A 16761-nucleotide genomic window follows, 5' to 3' on the forward strand; every position below is an offset into this window, starting at 1 on the left:
GACACTGTCGGTGCCCCTCGTGTTTGTTTCAGGCGGGTACTGGGACGTGGGCTTCCAGTAGTGCCTTGTCGAGGGCGGCCGCCAAGGTGGGGACGTTGGGTGGGCGCATGAGGGTGTAGTGGTCGCCGGGGACGGGGTAGTGGTTGAGCGGGCCCATGGCGATCTGGGGCCAGCGGGAGATGGCTGCTTCGGCGTTGGGGGCGTCGGTGGCGCAGAAGACGGCGACCGGGCTGTCGTACGGCGTGAGACGGTGGTCGCAGACTGCGCGGGCGAAGCTGTCGAAGACTGCCAGGAGGCGGGCTACCTGGGGGCCGGCGGTGTCGGCGGGGACTACTCCCTGGGCGACGGCCTCGGCGAGTACTGCGTCCGCGAGGTCGGCGCCGGTCAGGTGGCGGAGTTCGTCCGGGTCGAGTTCCAGGTCCTTGTTGACGGCGCGGCCGAGTTCCCAGGCGAACCAGGCTGCGGTTGTTGCCTCGTCGCCGTGTTGGACCAGGGCGTCGACGTCGGCGGGGCCGCCGTCCAGGGCCGCCAACAGAGCGACCTCGTGGCCCAGTTCGCGGAGCTGGCAGGCCACGACGGTTGCGATGATGCTGCCTGCGCAGTAGCCGGCCAGGTAGTACGGGCCTTCCTCCTGGACTGAGCGGATCGCGTCGACGTAAATGCGACCCAGCTTGTCGAGGTTCGGTTCGGGAGTGGTGCCTGCGTCGAGGCCGGGTGCCTGGAGGCCGTAGACGGGTAGGTCGTCCGGCAGGTTGGCGGCGAGGTCCACGTAGCTGAGCGCGTTGCCGACCGCAGGTGGCAGGCAGAACAGCGGGGGCCGGGTGCCGGAGGCCCGGATCGGTACCAGCGGCGACCAAGGCAGCGACTCCGTACGGCGCAGCTCCCGGGCCAGTCGCTCGATCGTGCTGCCGCCGGTGAACATCACCGCGACCGGCAGCTCGATCCCGTGGTCGGCAGTGATCCGGCTCAGCAGCCGGATCACGTGCAGCGACGTACCGCCGAGGTCGAAGAAGTCGTCGGTGACACCGATGTTCCGCCGATCAAGCAGGTCCTCCCACACAGCGGTCAGCGCCAGCTCGAGTCCGTCCCGGGCAGTCACCTTCGGACCGTCGTCCCCGGCGGCCGCGCCCGGGTCCGGCAGTTTCGCTCGATCCACCTTGCCGTTGGCCGACAGCGGCAGCGCATCGAGCCAGCAGACCCGAGTCGGCACCATGTACTCCGGCAGGATGCCGGCCACGTGTGCCTTCAGGTCAGCAGTCGACACCTCGTCTCCGACGACGTATGCGACGAGCTGCTCTTCCCGGCCGACCACAACGGCATCGCGGACTCCGTCCACACCCCGTACTGCGGCCTCGACCTCACCCAGCTCGATCCGGAACCCGCGCAGCTTGACCTGATGGTCCAGTCGGCCCAGGAACTCGATCACCCCGTCGCGACGCCACCGGGCCAGGTCGCCGGTCCGGTAGAGCCGGCCACCGTGCCAGCGGTTCGCGACGAAGTGCCGCTCGGTCAGCTCGGGCCGGTTCACATAACCCTCGGCAACCTGGACCCCGCCGAGATACAGCTCGCCGGGAACGCCAACAGGTACCGGCTCGCCGAGCTCGTCGAGGACGTACAGCTGGGTGTTGGCCACCGGCCGGCCGATCGGCACCATCGCAGACTCGTCGTCCGCGAGGCAGCTCCAGTGACTGACGTCGATCGCGGCCTCGGTCGGGCCGTAGAGGTTCTCCAGCCGGCAACCGGGCACGGCGGCGAGGAACCGCCGTGCCAGGTCACCGGACAGCGCCTCGCCACTGCAGACCACCCGTCGCAGTGAGGAGAGCCGGCCGAGCTCGACTGCCTCGGTGAACGCGGCGAGCATCGACGGAACGAAGTGCAGGGTGGTGACCCCCGCGCTCTGGATCAGTCCGGCCAGGTACGCCGGGTCGCGGTGCCCCTCCGGCCGTGCGACGACCAGGCGTGCCCCGGTCATCAGCGGCCACAGGAACTCCCACACGGACACGTCGAAGCTGAACGGCGTCTTCTGCAGTACGACGTCCGAGCCGTCCAGCTGGTACTCGGACTGCATCCACTGCAGCCGGTTGACGATCGCCCGATGCCTCGTCGGCACGCCCTTCGGCTGACCGGTGGAGCCGGAGGTGTAGATCACATACGCACCGTCGTCCGGACCAGCCGCGGCGCTGACCTCTGCACCGGCACCAAGCTCCTCGTCCAGCCGCACCACCACCGGCCCGGCCGGTACCCGGTCGAGCGTGGTGCCATGAGCGAGAACCACCGAGATCTCGGCGTCGGCAACCATGAACTCCAGCCGGAGATCCGGGTACCCCGGGTCCAGCGGCACGTAGGCAGCGCCGGCCTTCAGAATCCCCAGCAGCCCGACAACCAACTCAACGGATCGCTGCAGGCACAGCCCGACCCGCGAACCCGTACCGATCCCCGACGCACTGAGGACCCTCGCCACCTGGTCGGCCCGACGGTCCAACTCCGCGCCGGTCAACTGCTCACCCTCGAAGACAAGCGCGACCTCATCGGCCCGAGCCCGCAGCGAGCGCTCGATCAGCACATGCACCGGTACGTCGCTGTCGTCGAAGGACACCGCGGTGTCGTTCCAGCCGTTCAGGATCGTGTCCCGCTCGGCGTTGGACAGCAGTTCGATCTCGTCGATCCGAGCCTCGGGGTCCAGCGCGACAGCGGCCAGTACCCGGACCAGCCGGTCGGCGAGGCCTTGCGCGGTGTCGGCGTCGTACAGGTCGCACGAGTACTCGAGGTTCCCATCGATCCCCGCCGAGCTGCCGTCCTCCTCGAACGACTCAGCGAACGCCGCGGTCAGATCGAACTTGGCGACATCGTTGCGGGCCCGCTCGGCTGCGACCTCCAGCCCGGCCAGCTCCAGCTTGGCCGGGGCGTTGCTCTGCAGCACCATGCTGACCTGGAAGACCGGGTGCCGGGCCAGCGACCGTGGCGGGTTGAGGATCTCGACCAGCCGCTCGAACGGCAGGTCCTGATGCGCGTACGCCGCCAGGTCGGTCTCGCGGACCCGGTCGACGAGCTCGGCGAAGGTCGGCCGGCCTGACGCATCGGTGCGCAGCGCCAGCGTGTTGACGAAGCAGCCGACCAGGTCTTCCAGCTCCTCGTCGGTACGGCCGGCGATCGGCGTACCGACGACCAGGTCGTGGCCGGCGCCGGACCGCGACAGGACGGTGAGCAGCGCGGCCTGCAGCACCATGAACAGCGTGGCCTGCCTGGTCCGGGCCAGCTCGCGCAGCGCCCGGACCGTACCGGACTCGAGCTGGAACTCGATCAAGCCGCCCTGATGTCCCGGCTGAGCGGGACGCGGCCGGTCGGTCGGGAGGGCCAGCTCTTGCGGCGCGCCGGCCAGTGTCGTCGTCCAGTACTTCACCTGGTCGGAGATGACACTGCTCGGGTCGTCCTCGCTACCGAGCAACTCACGCTGCCACATCGTGTAGTCGGCGTACTGGACCGGGAGCGGCGACCACTGCGGCGCAGTACCGCTGCACCGCGCTTCGTAGGCGCTGGTCAGGTCGCGGACCAGCGGGGACATCGACCAGCCGTCGGTCGCGATGTGATGGATGACCAACAGCAGCACGCTTTCCGAGGGCCCGAGGACGAACAGGACGGGCCGCAGCGACGTGTCGGCGGCCAGGTCGAACGGCCGGGTGAACTGCTCGGCCATCCGATCGGACAGCTCGGCCTCCGAGCACTCGACGATCGTCAGCGCGGGCGCACCCGCCGTGGCGTCGAGGACCAGCTGGTGAGCCGTCCCGTCGGCCATCGGGAAGATCGTCCGCAGAGACTCGTGCCGCCCGACCACGTCGGTCAGTGCCTGGCGGAGCGGGTCCACCTGGACCTTGCCGTGCAGCCGGAGCGCGAGCGTCACGTGGTATGCGGTCGACCCGCGGTGCAGCTGTTCGAGCATCCAGAGGCGGTGCTGGGCATAGGACAGCGGGATCATGAGGTCTCCTGAGTTCTGGCGCGCGGGCGCAGCGTCGGGCGGGCCTTGGCGGCCTGGGTGAGCCGCTCGGCCAGCTGGGCGACGGTCGGCGCCTCGAAGATGGTGCGGATGGACAGCTCGGCCCGCAGCACCGACCGGACCCGGCTGATCAGCCGGGTGGCCAGCAGCGAGTGGCCGCCGAGGGCGAAGAAGTCGTCGTCGATCCCGACCTTCGGCAGCTTCAGCACGTCGGCGAACAGCTCGCAGAGGATCTGCTCGCTGGGGGACCGCGGCTCGCGCCCGGCGGCCGTGGGAGTGAACTCCGGGTCGGGCAGCGCGTTGCGGTCGAGCTTGCCGGTGGAGGTCCGCGGCAGGTTCTCCAGTACTACGACCGTCCCCGGCACCATGTGTCGAGGCAGCCGCTCGCCGGCGAACTGCCGCAGCCCGGCCGGGTCCACCCGCTCGCCCGGCGCCGCCACCACGTAGGCCACCAGGAGCTGGCTGCCGGAGTGGTCGCGGGCCACGACTGCGGCCTGGCCGACTGCCGGATGCGCCAGCAGGCTGGCCACGACCTCGCCCGGCTCGATCCGGAAGCCGCGGATCTTGATCTGGTCGTCGGCCCGGCCGGCGAACTCGAGTACTCCGTCGCGGGTCCAGCGACCGAGGTCACCGGTCCGGTACATCCGGGTGCCGGGTGCACCGTGCGGGTCGGGTACGAACCGCTCGGCGGTCAGCGCGGGCTGGTCCAGGTAGCCGTGGGCCAGCCCGGACCCGGCGGCGTACAGCTCACCGGTGACGCCGATCGGTACCGGCCGGAGGCGCTCGTCGAGGACGTACACCTTCTTGTTGGCGACCGGGTTCCCGATCGGGATCGCCGTCACGCCGTTCTCGTCCCGGCTGATCTGGTGGGCGGTGGTCAGGCCCATGCTCTCGGCCGGGCCGTAGCCGTTGAGGACGCGCAGGTTCGGGTGGTCGGCCAAGGCCCGCTGGACGTGGCTGGGTGAGGCCGCCTCGCCTGCTGTCATGGCCCGGCGCAGTCCCTCGAAGACCTTCGGGTGGTCGTCCAGCATCACGTTGAAGAGGCTGGCCGACATCTGCAGCATGGTGACCCCGTGCTCGGCGGCCAGCTCGGCGATCGCGTGCGGCTCCGGGTTCTGCCCCGGCTGCAACACGCAGGTGCCGCCGTTCAGCAGCGAGCCGAACAGCTCCAGGACGAACGCGTCCCACGACACGGGAGCGCACTGGAGGAACACCTCGTCCGGGCCGAAGTCGACGTACTCCTGGCCGCAGACGGTGGCCACGACGGCCCGGTGCGGTGCCAGTACGCCCTTCGGTCGTCCGGTCGAGCCGGACGTGAACATCACGCAGGCAAGGTCGTCCGGCGCGATCGGCAGCCCGAGGTCGGAGATGTCGTGCTCCTCAGTGGCCGGCAAGATCACTCGCTCCGGCGGCAGCCCGACGGTGGCCGCGTGGCTGTCAGTCGTGACCACGGCGACAGTGCCTTCGGCAGCGCGCCGCAGCCGCTCGGCCGGGAACGCAGGGTCCAGCAGCGTGTAGCCGGCGCCGGTCTTGAGTACTGCGAGCAGTGCGGTGACCAGGTCGGTGCCGCGGTCCAGCAGTACGCCGACCAGGCCGCCCGGCTGGATGCCGTGGTTTCGCAGGTGCCGGGCCAGCTGGTTCGCCGAGGCGTTGAGTTCGGCGTACCGGATCCGGCGGTCGCCGTCGACCAGTGCGATCGCGTCCGGCGTCTCGCGGGCCCGCTGCTCGAACACCTCATGGGCCGGCAGTTCGGGGACGTCGACGGCGGTGTCGTTCCATCCGCGCAGGACCTGGTCCCGCTCGGTCTCGGACATCACCGGGATGCTCGCGATCGGCGTCTTCGGGTCGGCCGCGACAGCGGTCAGGACCGCGGTGAGCCGGCCGGCCAGCTGCTCGATCGTCGCCACGTCGAACAGATCCTCGGCGTACTCGAGCCAGACGTTGATCCCGCCCGGCTTGCCGTCGGCCGTCTGCTCCTCCTCCAGAGTGACGGTGAGGTCGAACTTCGCCACGTTGAGGTCGACCGGCTCGTCGGTGACCTGCAGCCGGGGGAGCTCCATGCTCGCCGCGGCGTTGTTCTGCAGCACGAGCATGACCTGGAACAACGGCTGGCGGGACGACGAGCGGACCGGGTTCAGGATCTCGACCAGTCGCTCGAACGGCATGTCCTGGTGCGCGTACGCCGCCAGGTCGCTGTCCCGGACCCGGAGCAGCAGCTCGGTGAAGGTCGGGTCACCGGAGGTGTCGGTACGCAGTACGAGGGTGTTGACGAAGAAGCCGACCAGATCGTCGAGTGCCTCGTCGGTGCGGCCTGCGACCGGAGTACCGAGTGGGATGTCGTTGCCGACGCCGGAGCGGTTCAGCATCACCGCGAGAGCGGCCTGGGCGACCATGAACAGCGTGGCCCGGTTGTGCCGAGCGATACCGGCCAGGTCGGCATGCACGGTCGCCGGGACCCGCGCCTCGACCAGACCGCCGCGGTAGCTCGATACCGACGGACGCGGCCGGTCGTAGGGCAGCCGGAGCTCTTCGGGTACTCCGGCCAGCGCCTCCTTCCAGTACGTCAGTTGGCCGGCAGCGAGGCTGTTCGGGTCGGTCTCGTCGCTGAGCAGCTCGTGCTGCCAGGCGGCGTAGTCGGCGTACTGGACCGGCAGCGGTTCCCAGTCCGGCCCGTTGCCACCAAGCCTCGCCCGGTACGCCGTGGACAGGTCGCGCATCAACGGTCCAAGCGACCAGCCGTCGCTGACGATGTGGTGCAGGACCAGCGCGAACACGTGCTCGGTCGGGCTGATCCGCAGCAGCGTGATCCGGACCGGCAGCTCGCCGGTCAGGCTGAACCGGTAGCGAGCCGCCTCGGCCAGTGCCGCCGGCACCTCGTCGGCCGAGCAGTCCTGCAGCCGGAAGTCCACCTCGGCGTCAGCCGCGTCGACGATGTGCTGGTACGGCACGCCGTCGACCGACGGGAACATGGTGCGCAGCGCCTCGTGCCGGGTGACGACGTCGGCGACAGCGGTCCGCAGCGCGGTGTGGTCCAGGTCGCCGTTCAGCCGCAGGACGAGCGGTGCGTTGTAGGTGTAGGTGGCCCCTTCGAGCTGGTCCAGGAACCACAGGCGTTGTTGGGCGTACGAGAGCGGAATCATCGGATCTCCTCCGGAGCGGAGCGGGGACGCAGGGCCGGGCGCGCCTGCTGCGCGTCGGCCAGTTGTCGGGTCAGATCGGCCACCGTGGGGGCCTCGAACAAGGTGGCCATGTCGATCTCGACGCCCAGCGCCGAGCGGACCTGGCTGATCAGCCGGGTGGCGAGCAGTGAGTGCCCGCCGAGGTCGAAGAAACTGTCGTTGTCGCCGACCGTGGTCACCCCCAGCACGTTGGCGAAGATCCGGCGGAGGACCTTCTGCTGGCGGCTGGTGCCGGACGACCGGTTCTGCCACGGGGCGGAACCGCCGACCGCGAACGGATGCGCGGTGGTCGGCTGTGGCCGGAGCGCGTCGAGCCGGATGCTTGGATCGGCGACGATGGTGCTGAGCACCTTCGCGAACTGGTCGGCCAGCCGCCGCGCGGTGGCGGCGTCGTACCGGTCAGCGGCGTACTCGAGCCAGCCGGTGAGTCCGCCGGGTACACCGGCCGGGTCGAGCGTTTCGGTGAGGTCGACCGTCAGGTCGAACTGCGCGGTGTCGATGTGCAAGCGCTCGACCGACGCGTCTTGACCGGCGTGCACAGCGAGCATCACCTGGAACAGTGGGTGGCGGCCGGCCCGGCGCTCCGGGTTGAGAGCGGCTACCACCCGGTCGAACGGCACTGTCTGGTGGTCGAAAGCCGCCAAGTCGGCGGCCCGGGCACGAGTCAGGAGTTCGTCGAAGGTCGGGTCACCCGAGGTATCCAGGCGGAGTACGACGGTGTTGACGAAGAACCCGATCACCTCGTCCAGTGCCTCGTCCGGCCGGTTGGCGACCGGCGTACCGAGGGCTAGGTCTGTCGTGGTCCCCGACAGCAGTGCGGCGAGAGCAGCGTGCAACACCATGAAGACCGTGCTGTCCGCCTTGCGCGCCAGGTCGGCCAGTCCCCGGTACAGGTCGGCGTCGACAGTCAGCGGCACGATCCCGCCGGTGGGCGAGCGTCGAGCCGGGTAGGGACGAGCCCCGGGCAGCTCTGTCTCGCCGGGTAGGCCGGCCAGGGCCTCGGTCCAGTACTGAAGGCCGTCCTGGTCCGAGAGTTGCTCGCGCCAGAGCGTGTAGTCCGCGTACTGCACGGCAAGCGGCGGCAGATCTGCCGGGCGCCCGTTCCGGCGCGCGGCGTACGCGGTCGAGAGGTCGTGCAGCAACGGTGTCATCGACCAGCCGTCGAAGGCGATGTGGTGCAGTACGAGGACCAGCACGGCCTCGCCCGCGGACGGGACCAGCAGCTTGGCGTACAGCGGCGGCTCGACAGTCAGGTCGATGGTCCACCGGGCCGCCTCCGCCACCGCCCGGTCCAGCTCATCTGGCTGTACGGCGACGACAGGCAGCGGTACCTGCACCGAGTCGAGCACCTGCTGGATCGGCTCGTCGTCCGCCCCGGCAGGGAACACCGTACGGAGGATCTCGTGCCGGGCGACCACGTCGCCCATTGCCGCCTGCAGTGCCTGCTGGTCCAGCTCACCAGGCAGCCGGACCGCCAGCGCCACGTGGTACGCCGGTCCGCCGCCGGTGGTCCGATCCAGGAACCACAGCCGTTGCTGGCCTGCGGACAACGGGAGCGGGTCCGGTCGGTCGGTCACTCGTCGCAGCGCGGGAGTGGCGGCCGGCGCCGCGTCGATCCGCTCGTCGAGCCGGCGAACGGTTCGGGCGTCGAGCAGCGTGGCCAGATCCACCTCGCGACCGAGGGTGGTGCGGATCCGGTTGGCCAACCGCGCGGCCAGCAAGGAGTGTCCGCCGAGTGCGAGGAACTCGTCGTCCAGGCGGATCCGGTCGGTGCTGGTGCCGAGGACTTCGGCGAAGAGTCCGCGGAGCAGCTCCTGCCGGGGCGTTCCGGTGCCGTCGGCAACTACTTCGGCCGGGGCCGGGGCGGGGAGCGCAGTACGGTCGAGTTTGCCGTGGTCGTTGAGTGGCAGCTCGGTCAGCAGTACGACGGCCGCCGGGATCGCGTGCCGGGGGAGTACCTCCTCCGCGTGCTGCCGGACGGTTGCCACATCGAGGTGACTGCCAGCAGCCGGTACGACGTAGGCCACCAGCCCCTTGCCGCCAGGCGCGTCGTCGCGGAGCACCACGATGGCGTGGGCGATCGCGGGATGACGCTCCAGTGCGAACTGGAGCTCGCCGGGCTCGAGCCGGAAGCCGCGAACCTTGACCTGGTGGTCTGCGCGGCCGCCGTACTCCAGCAGGCCGTCCGGCCGCCACCGGCCGAGGTCGCCGGTGCGGTACATGCGATCGCCGGGCGGCCCGTACGGGTTGGCGACGAACCGGCCGGCGGTGGTGCCCGGCTGGTTCAGGTAGCCGTGGGCCAGGCCGATGCCGGCGATGTAGATCTCGCCGGTCGCTCCCGGCGCTACTGGCTGCAGGGTGGCGTCGAGGACATGCACCTGCTTGCCCTCGATCGGTGCGCCGATCGGCACCACCGGCTCGGCGGTGTCCTGGGTGGTCAGGATCTGTGCGGTGGCGACGATCATCGTCTCGACCGGGCCGTAGCCGTGCACGATGCGCAGCGACGGGTGTCGCCGCTGCAGCTCGGCCAGGTGAGTCGAGGACGCGGTCTCGCCGCCGGTCAGGATCTGCTGGAGACCGGTGAAGGTCTCCGGGTGCTCGTCGATGAGGTGGTCGAGTAGCCGGGCGGAGGCGAACAGTGCGGTGACCCGGTGCGTTGTGACCAGCCTGGCGATCGCTGCCGGCTCCGGGGAGGAGCCGGGCTGGAGGACCGCCGTACCTCCGAGCAGGAGGGCGCCGAGGAGCTCCAGGACGAAGCCGTCCCAGGAGACGGGTGCTGACTGCAGCACGACCTCGCCTGGTCCGAAGCCGCCGAACTGCTGTCCTAGCAGGGATCCGATGATCGCCCGGTGGGAGGCGAGTACTCCTTTGGGTCGGCCGGTCGAGCCGGAGGTGAACATCACGCACGCGATGTCATCGGTCCCGCCGGGAGCTTGCGCTTGGCGCAGTGCGCCAGCCGCCGGCTGTGCGGCGCTGGGCAGCTCCGGCCGGGAGGCCAGCGGCGCCCCCGGGCGGAGTGCGGCTGCAGGAACAGTTGGGCTCTGGAGGTTGAGGGTGGGCCAGTTGCCTACCGCTGGGACGGTGGCGACCACCAGGGCCGGCCGGACCTCGGCCAGCTCGGCATCCCGGCGGGCGGCCGGGTAGGCCGGGTCGAGTACGAAGTACCCGGCGCCGGTCTTCAGGACCCCGAGGAGCGCGGCCACCAGCTCGACCGAGCGCTCCAGGTGCAGTCCGACCAGCTGACCCGGCTGGACCCCGCTGTCCCGCAGCCGACCGGCGATCCGGTCGGCCTGGGCGTCGAGGTCGGCGTAGCTGAGCCGCCGGTCACCGGCGACCACCGCCGGTGACTCGGGCTGCTCGGCGACCCGGAGCTCGAACAACTCGTGCACGCTCAGCGAGGCGAGGTCCGGCCGGGTCGTCGTGGCTTCGACGGTCATCCCGCACCGCCGGTCGCGTCCCGGCTCGCCAGGGCGGGCCGCAGGTCGGTCCAGTTCGCCTCGACGTGGTCCAGGCAGCTCTGCCGGGACGCCGGGCCGTGTGCCGCCGACCAGCCGGCCGGTACGGCGATCGACGACGGCCACAGGCTGTGCTGGCCGAGCTCGTTCACCACCACCAGGTAGGTCGCGTCGGTGTCCTCGAAGGGGTTCGTGACTTGGTCGCTCATCGGTCGGCTCCATCGGTCTTGGTGATGGTGTCGGACTTCGCCTCGAGCTCTGCCGTGGCGGCGGAGTCGGAGTCGGCGACGGAATCAGAGGTGGCGTCGGCCTCGGGCGTGGCCGGGTAGTCGGGGTGCTCGGTGGGCAGGTCGCGGGTGCTCTTGAGCGGGCCGATCAGCAGGATCAGCTTGCCGACGCAGCCGAGCAGCAAGACGATGAACAGGGCCTCGCGGACCCCGATCGCCTGGCCGAGGAAACCGCCGCCCAGCGCGCCGAGCGGGATCAGGCTGAAGCTGACGAAGCTGCCGCTGGTGGCGACCCGGCCGAGCATGTCCGGCGGGCAGTAGGCCTGGCGGAACGAGCCGCCGATGACGTTGTTGGCGACGATGCCGATCGACGGGATCAGCAGGCCGAGGGCGAACAGGGCCACGCCGGGACCCTCGGTGGCCAGCGGGATGAGCAGGCCGAACGGGGTGGTGACCAGGGACCAGGTCAGCAGCGCCCTCGCAGTACCGATCTTCTTGGACAGCTTGTTGGCGACCGTCGCGCCGAGCACACCGCCGAGGCAGTCGAAGGCCATCAGGATGCCGACCACGGTCGGGTGCAGGTCCAGGGTGCGGACCAGGAAGACGACCAGCAGCGCGTGACCGGCGGCCAGCAGCAGGTTGTCGACCGCGGCGCCACCGGTGAGGACGCGGAGGTACGGGTCACGCACGACGAACTTGAATCCCTGGGCGATCTCCTGCCGCAGCGTCGTGGTGCGCGGCTCCGGCTTGGTGGTCTCGCGCGGCTCGCGCTTCTTGATCCCCAGCAGGCAGACGAAGGACACCACGAAGGTGGCGGCGTCGAGAACCATTCCGATGATCGGCCCGAAGACCTGGATCAGCCCACCACCGGCGCTGCTGCCGGCCACCACAGCGGCCTGCGAGCTGCCCTGCAGTTTGGCGTTGCCCTCGGGCAGGTCCTCCTTCTTGAGCAGCGACGGCAGGTACGCGCCGTACGCCGGGGCGAAGAACACGCTGACCACGCCGCCGAGCAGGCAGACCACGATCAGCTGGGTGAGCGTGAGCACCCCGAGCCAGGCGGCCAGCGGCACACTCGCGACCAGTACGAAGAAGGCGATGTCGCAAGCGAGCAAGGTGCGGCGGCGCGGCAGCCGGTCGATCCAGGCGCCGGCCGGCAGGCCGACCAGCAGCCAGGGCAGCCAGGACGCGGCGTTGATCAGTCCGACCGAGGCCGAACTGGCGCCGAGCACCGTCAGCGCGATCACCGGGACCGCGATCCCGCTCATGGCGTTTCCGAAGGTGCTGGTGGTCTCCCCGAGCCACAGCCGGCGGAAGTCGCCGTCCTTGAGCAGTCCCCAGCGGGACTTCGGCGCCGGGTCGGACGACTGGCCGGTCGGCGGCTCGGACGGTGGCTCGGTCGGCGGGGGAGTGTCGGTGAGTACTTCGTTCAGCGGAGCGGTGTCGGTGCGCTCCGATGCGATTTCTGCGGTCATGCCGATGTCGCCTTCCGTGTGGTTCCAGTGGTGAGGTGCTGTTGGGCCGGTGCGACCGGCATGGTGAAGTCGGTGGGCGCCCAGACGTCGTCGCGGTCCAGGGCGGCCGGGTGGTAGCGGCCGAGCGCGCTGATCAACAGCTCCAGCTCGGCGGTCAGGCAGGCGACCAGTCGAAGCAGGCCGTGGTCACGGTCCTCGTCGACTGCGAGCAGTGCGGCCCGGCCGAGACCGGCGGCCGTCGCGCCGAGGGCGAGGCACTTGACCACTCGGGTGCCTTCCCAGATCCGTCCGGTGGCGAGCAGACAACCGTCGGGCCGGCCATACGCCTGGTCTGCGTCAGCGTGGTACTGCCCGATCCGGTCCAGGCACTCGCCCAGCGGCAGGCCGACCTGCTGAAGCAGGGGGAGCGGCGCCCAGCCGGTACCGCCCTCGGCGCCGTCGACGGTCACCGCATCGGCGCCGGCGGCCCAGGCGACAGCAGCCGCGTGCGCGACGTCGCGACCCGGGTGCAGCTTCACCCAGACCCTGGCCCGCGGGTAGTTGTTCCGCATCAGCCGGATCTGCTGCCGCAGGATCTCGTCGGTGAACGTGCCCGGGCTGGCGCTGCGCAGCCGGTGATCGGGATCGCCCATCACGTCGGAGATGTTGAACCGGTCGGCCAGTGCCTCGGCCGCGGCGGTCGCCAGCACCGTCATCCCGCCGACACCGGGCTTGGCGCCCTGCCCGACCTTGAGCTCGAAGGCGAGGCGCCCCGAGTCGAGCAGTGGCTGCGCGGCCAGGTCGCTGTAGGCGAGGTTCCAGACCTCGGCGTCGGCGTCCTCGGTGCTCTGCTGGACGGCGACCCCACCGAGACCGTCAGGGACGTGTTCGGCGTACGCCGAGATCCGGGACAGCAAGGAACGCTGGGCAGGAGTGGCCGAGTCGCGGCCGTAGCCACTGACCGGTACGACGTTCTCGCCGATCACCATCGGCAGACCGAGCCGGCCGGCCTGCCGGCTGAGCGCGGCACCGAGTTCGCCGCCGGTGTCGGTCGAGCCGAGCGCCGAGCAGAACACGGGGACCGGCGAGCGGAAGCCGCCGATCGTGGTGGCGAGCTCGACGTCACCGGGCATCGGCTCGCGGCCGAGGTCGATCAGCTTCTCGAGTCGCTCGGGCATGAACACCGGCTGCGCGATCCGCATCCGGTCCAGCGGATCGGCGCTGTCGCCGCGCGTCGGGTCGGCGCCGAAGACGGCCCGGCCGTACGACGCGACGGGCGGGAACAGTTCCGCAGTACCGGTGCGGGCGCGGGCTCGGACCGCTTCCGCGGGGAACCCGTCGGCAGTCAGTTTCTCGGCATCGCCGGTCATGCTGAGAACACCCCTGGCAGCTTGGGGAAGGCACTGGCCTGCCAGACGCTGTCCAGGCCGGCGATGTACCGGGTGAGGCGCTGCAACCCGAGGCCGAAGCCGGCGCTCGGCGGGATGCCGTCCTTGGCCATCTGCAGGTACCACTCGTACTTCGCCGGGTTCTCGCCGGTCTCGCGGATCCGGGACACGATCCGCCGGTAGTCGTGTTCGCGCTCGCTGCCGCTGGCCAGTTCGCCGTACCCGTTGGGGGCGAGCAGGTCGAAGTTCCGCAGCGTGCCGGGGGTGGTCCGGCTCTCCCTGTCGTAGAAGCCGCGCGATCCCTTCGGGTAGTTGGTCACGAAGAACGGGCGGTCGGTGGCGCTCGACAGGACCTTCTCGGCCTCCCAGTCGATCTCCGCGTCCGGGCTCTGCGTGTGTCCGGCGACAGCAAGTCGCTCGACGGCGTCGGCGTGGCTCATCTGGTCGAACGGACCGTCGAGCAGCGCGTCGAACGCGGCCGGGTCGCGCTCGAGCGTGGCCAGGTCGGCCGGCAGGTCGGTGAGCACCCGGCGGACGGCTGCCTTCACGACGCTCTGCAGGACCTCCATCGCGTCCTCGCGGGTGGAGTTGGCCAGCTCGATGTCGAGCTGGTGGAACTCGGCCAGGTGCCGGCCGGTCCAGCGGGTCTCCGGCGGCTCGAGGCGGACGTTCGGCGCGACGCAGAAGATCTTGTCGAACGCGGTCACCGCTGCCTGCTTGTAGAGGATCGCGCTCGTCATCAGCTTGTAGCGGTGGCCGTAGTAGTCGATGTCGACCTGCTTCGAGCCGCGGCCGCCCGGGTCGGTGACCGGCCCGATCATCGGCGGCAGCAGCTCGACGAAGCCCAGCTCGCGCAGCTGCTGCCGGGCGGCGTCGAGGATCCGGTCCTGGATCCGGATGGCGGCCTGGGTGGCCGGGGCGGCGAGGTGGACGGGCAACGCGGGTGGCAACGCATCGGCGGTCTGCGATGGGGCCGGCATGGTCTGGGTCATCGGTGCTCCTGGTGGTCGGCGACCTTGGCGAGCTGCGGGCGGTCGTAGGTGCGACGGACGTAGGTGAGTGAGTCGAGGAGGTCGGGCGCAGTGGTCCGGCGCTGGGCCGGGCCAGTGGTCTTGATCGGCATCGAGCCGGCGCGCGTCCAGCGCAACCGCCCGTCGCTGTCCACTTGGCCGGTGGACCGGCCGGCGTTGTCGGGGTGCAGGCAGTACGGCACGTCCAGATAGCCGCGCTGGAACGCGCTGATCAGGGCGGTGCCGAGGTCGTCGTCGAGGTCGAGTACCGCGTCGACCAGCGCCCGCGCTTCGGCGTACGTCTCCGAGTCGACCAGCGGGTCCGGCGTCAGGACAGGTCCTGCCGCGGCCGCCGCGGTCTCCAGGGCGATCACGTTCTCGGCGATGGTCGGGATCCGGAAGGCCTCGGCGGTGGTCTTGACGATCAGCCGGGCAGCGCCGGTCCGGGCGGTCAACCGGGCTGACTCCTGCAGCAGCCTGGTCGCGCCGTCATCGGTCAGCGGGTAGACGCCCATGTAGCTGTAGACCACGACATGCGACTCGACCTCGGGCAGCAGCTCCGCGATCAGCCGGCGCATCGCCAGGACGGCCTCGGTGTCCTGGTCGGCGTCCGTCTGCTGGGCGTAGCTGAGCGAGATCGACCGCAGTCCGTGCTGCCGGAAGAACAGCGCCTCCAGGGTGCTGATGGCGACCAGCAGACTGGGCGGACAGAGCTGGCCCATCATGCAGCCGCCGAACGTTTCCAGGTGCGCCTCCTGCCCGTTCTCCCGGCAGAGCTCGACCAGCAGCTCGGAGCTGCGTGCCCACTCGTGCACGGAGTCCCGGACCGGGACGCGCCCGTAGGGGAGGCAGTACGAGATCGGACCGCCCTCGGTGGCGTGCAGCCCGGCCGCGGTGAGCGCCCGGATGATGTGCTCCGGCCGGGCCGATCCGTGCCGGACCTGCACCGGTACTCCGACCGCGACGGTCTCCGCAACCAGGTCACGGGTGGTGCCGGCGGGGTAGGTGGCGATCGGGTAGCCGTTCAGGGCGACTCCGGCGGCCAGCGCCTTGTCTGCTGCCGGGAGGTCGTTGACTCGGGTGTAGCTGTCGACCGTGATCGTTGCGATGGTGGTCGCGTCGGCCTGCCGGACAGCGGTCAGCCCCGCGTGCATGGTCTGCGGATCGGAGAAACCCATCCGCGGCTGCACCACGATCTGCCCCGCCGCCCGTGCCTGCGCGACGACCTCACCGAACGACCCCGGAGGCCGGGTGGTCACCCCACGACCGCGAGGGCGCGTGACGCGTCCTCGGCGGCCTCGGCTGCGCGCTTCTGCTCGACGGACTCGACGTACCGCAGGAACCGGTCCAGGTCGGAGTCGTCGTCGAACACGGCGTCGAACCCAGCGGCCAGCAGGTCGTCCGCGGCGGCGGTGGAGTTCCCGGCGATACCGAGCTTGCCCCCGATGACGATCGGCGTGCCGGCCAGCTCCGGCTGCTCGCGCAGCAGCCTGACTACGCGGGCGCCGTCCTGGGCGCCGTGCCCGTTGACGGTGCTGATCACGACGAGGTCCGGCCGGTCGGTGCGGCAGCGGTCCACGAGCAGCTGGTCGGGCACGCACGCGCCGAGATTGCCGACCTGGTGCCCGTGGTCCTCGAGCAGGAGTTGCAGGTACACCAGGTTCCAGGTGTGCGCGTCGGACGAGACGGTGCTCAGCAGGACGTTCAGGCCGGACGAGGCGGCGTTGAACACAAGTATCCCCCCAAATTGTCAGTGACAATGGCAGCGTTCAGCCATTGCGTCCGGGCATGCCAAAGTTGCCCGAGATGGGATGGCTGAATGCGGTGCTTGATGCCGTAATGTGCTCTGGACAAACAATCCGAAATTCAATGGAAAGTAATCCCGAGTGACCCTGTCGGTGTGTCTTAATGCGGCTAGGGCTGACGGCCGAGAAACAGTAAACCCCCGGCTGAGCTGCGAAGTCAACGACTGACCGCGATCAATTTGTTACCGGAACCAATTACCTATAATTACAATGATGGTCACCCATGTTTGTGTTCGGGGTTACCTATGTTCCAAT

General features: G+C 70.2%; 9 protein-coding genes. All 9 read right to left on the reverse strand.

Annotated features, from left to right (window positions below; genetic code table 11):
- Positions 1-28: 28 nt before the first annotated feature.
- The 9 genes from AB0P21_RS00545 to AB0P21_RS00585 are packed head-to-tail and all read right to left on the reverse strand — an operon-like array spanning position 29 to position 16433.
- Positions 29-3973 carry an amino acid adenylation domain-containing protein gene (locus AB0P21_RS00545; protein ID WP_363692672.1) on the reverse strand — a complete coding sequence of 1315 codons (3945 nt, stop codon included), beginning with the start codon at positions 3971-3973 and terminating at the stop codon, positions 29-31.
- Complete coding sequence (locus AB0P21_RS00550) at positions 3970-7131, reverse strand: amino acid adenylation domain-containing protein (RefSeq protein WP_363692674.1); 3162 nt, start codon at positions 7129-7131, stop codon at positions 3970-3972. Before AB0P21_RS00550 ends, AB0P21_RS00545 begins: the two co-directional genes overlap by 4 nt.
- The gene (locus tag AB0P21_RS00555) at positions 7128-10607 is read right to left on the reverse strand and encodes an amino acid adenylation domain-containing protein (protein ID WP_363692676.1); all 3480 of its coding nucleotides are present in this window, start codon (positions 10605-10607) and stop codon (positions 7128-7130) included. Before AB0P21_RS00555 ends, AB0P21_RS00550 begins: the two co-directional genes overlap by 4 nt.
- A complete protein-coding gene (locus AB0P21_RS00560; RefSeq protein ID WP_363692677.1) occupies positions 10604-10834 on the reverse strand; it encodes an MbtH family protein in 231 nt (76 codons plus the stop codon). Before AB0P21_RS00560 ends, AB0P21_RS00555 begins: the two co-directional genes overlap by 4 nt.
- A complete protein-coding gene (locus AB0P21_RS00565) occupies positions 10831-12324 on the reverse strand; it encodes an MFS transporter (protein WP_363692678.1) in 1494 nt (497 codons plus the stop codon). Before AB0P21_RS00565 ends, AB0P21_RS00560 begins: the two co-directional genes overlap by 4 nt.
- A complete protein-coding gene (locus AB0P21_RS00570; RefSeq protein WP_363692679.1) occupies positions 12321-13673 on the reverse strand; it encodes a glutamate synthase-related protein in 1353 nt (450 codons plus the stop codon). The genes AB0P21_RS00565 and AB0P21_RS00570 overlap by 4 nt, the downstream gene beginning before the upstream one ends.
- Positions 13670-14683 (reverse strand): asparagine synthetase A, encoded by a 1014-nt coding sequence (locus AB0P21_RS00575; RefSeq protein WP_363692680.1) that lies wholly within the window; start codon positions 14681-14683, stop codon positions 13670-13672. Before AB0P21_RS00575 ends, AB0P21_RS00570 begins: the two co-directional genes overlap by 4 nt.
- Positions 14680-15960 (reverse strand): methylaspartate mutase, encoded by a 1281-nt coding sequence (locus AB0P21_RS00580; RefSeq protein ID WP_363692681.1) that lies wholly within the window; start codon positions 15958-15960, stop codon positions 14680-14682. Before AB0P21_RS00580 ends, AB0P21_RS00575 begins: the two co-directional genes overlap by 4 nt.
- Positions 15957-16433 (reverse strand): cobalamin-dependent protein, encoded by a 477-nt coding sequence (locus tag AB0P21_RS00585; protein WP_363692682.1) that lies wholly within the window; start codon positions 16431-16433, stop codon positions 15957-15959. The genes AB0P21_RS00580 and AB0P21_RS00585 overlap by 4 nt, the downstream gene beginning before the upstream one ends.
- Positions 16434-16761: the final 328 nt, after the last annotated feature.

The organism is Kribbella sp. NPDC056861, from assembly GCF_040687575.1.
In the GTDB taxonomy this organism is placed as follows: Bacteria; Actinomycetota; Actinomycetes; order Propionibacteriales; family Kribbellaceae; genus Kribbella.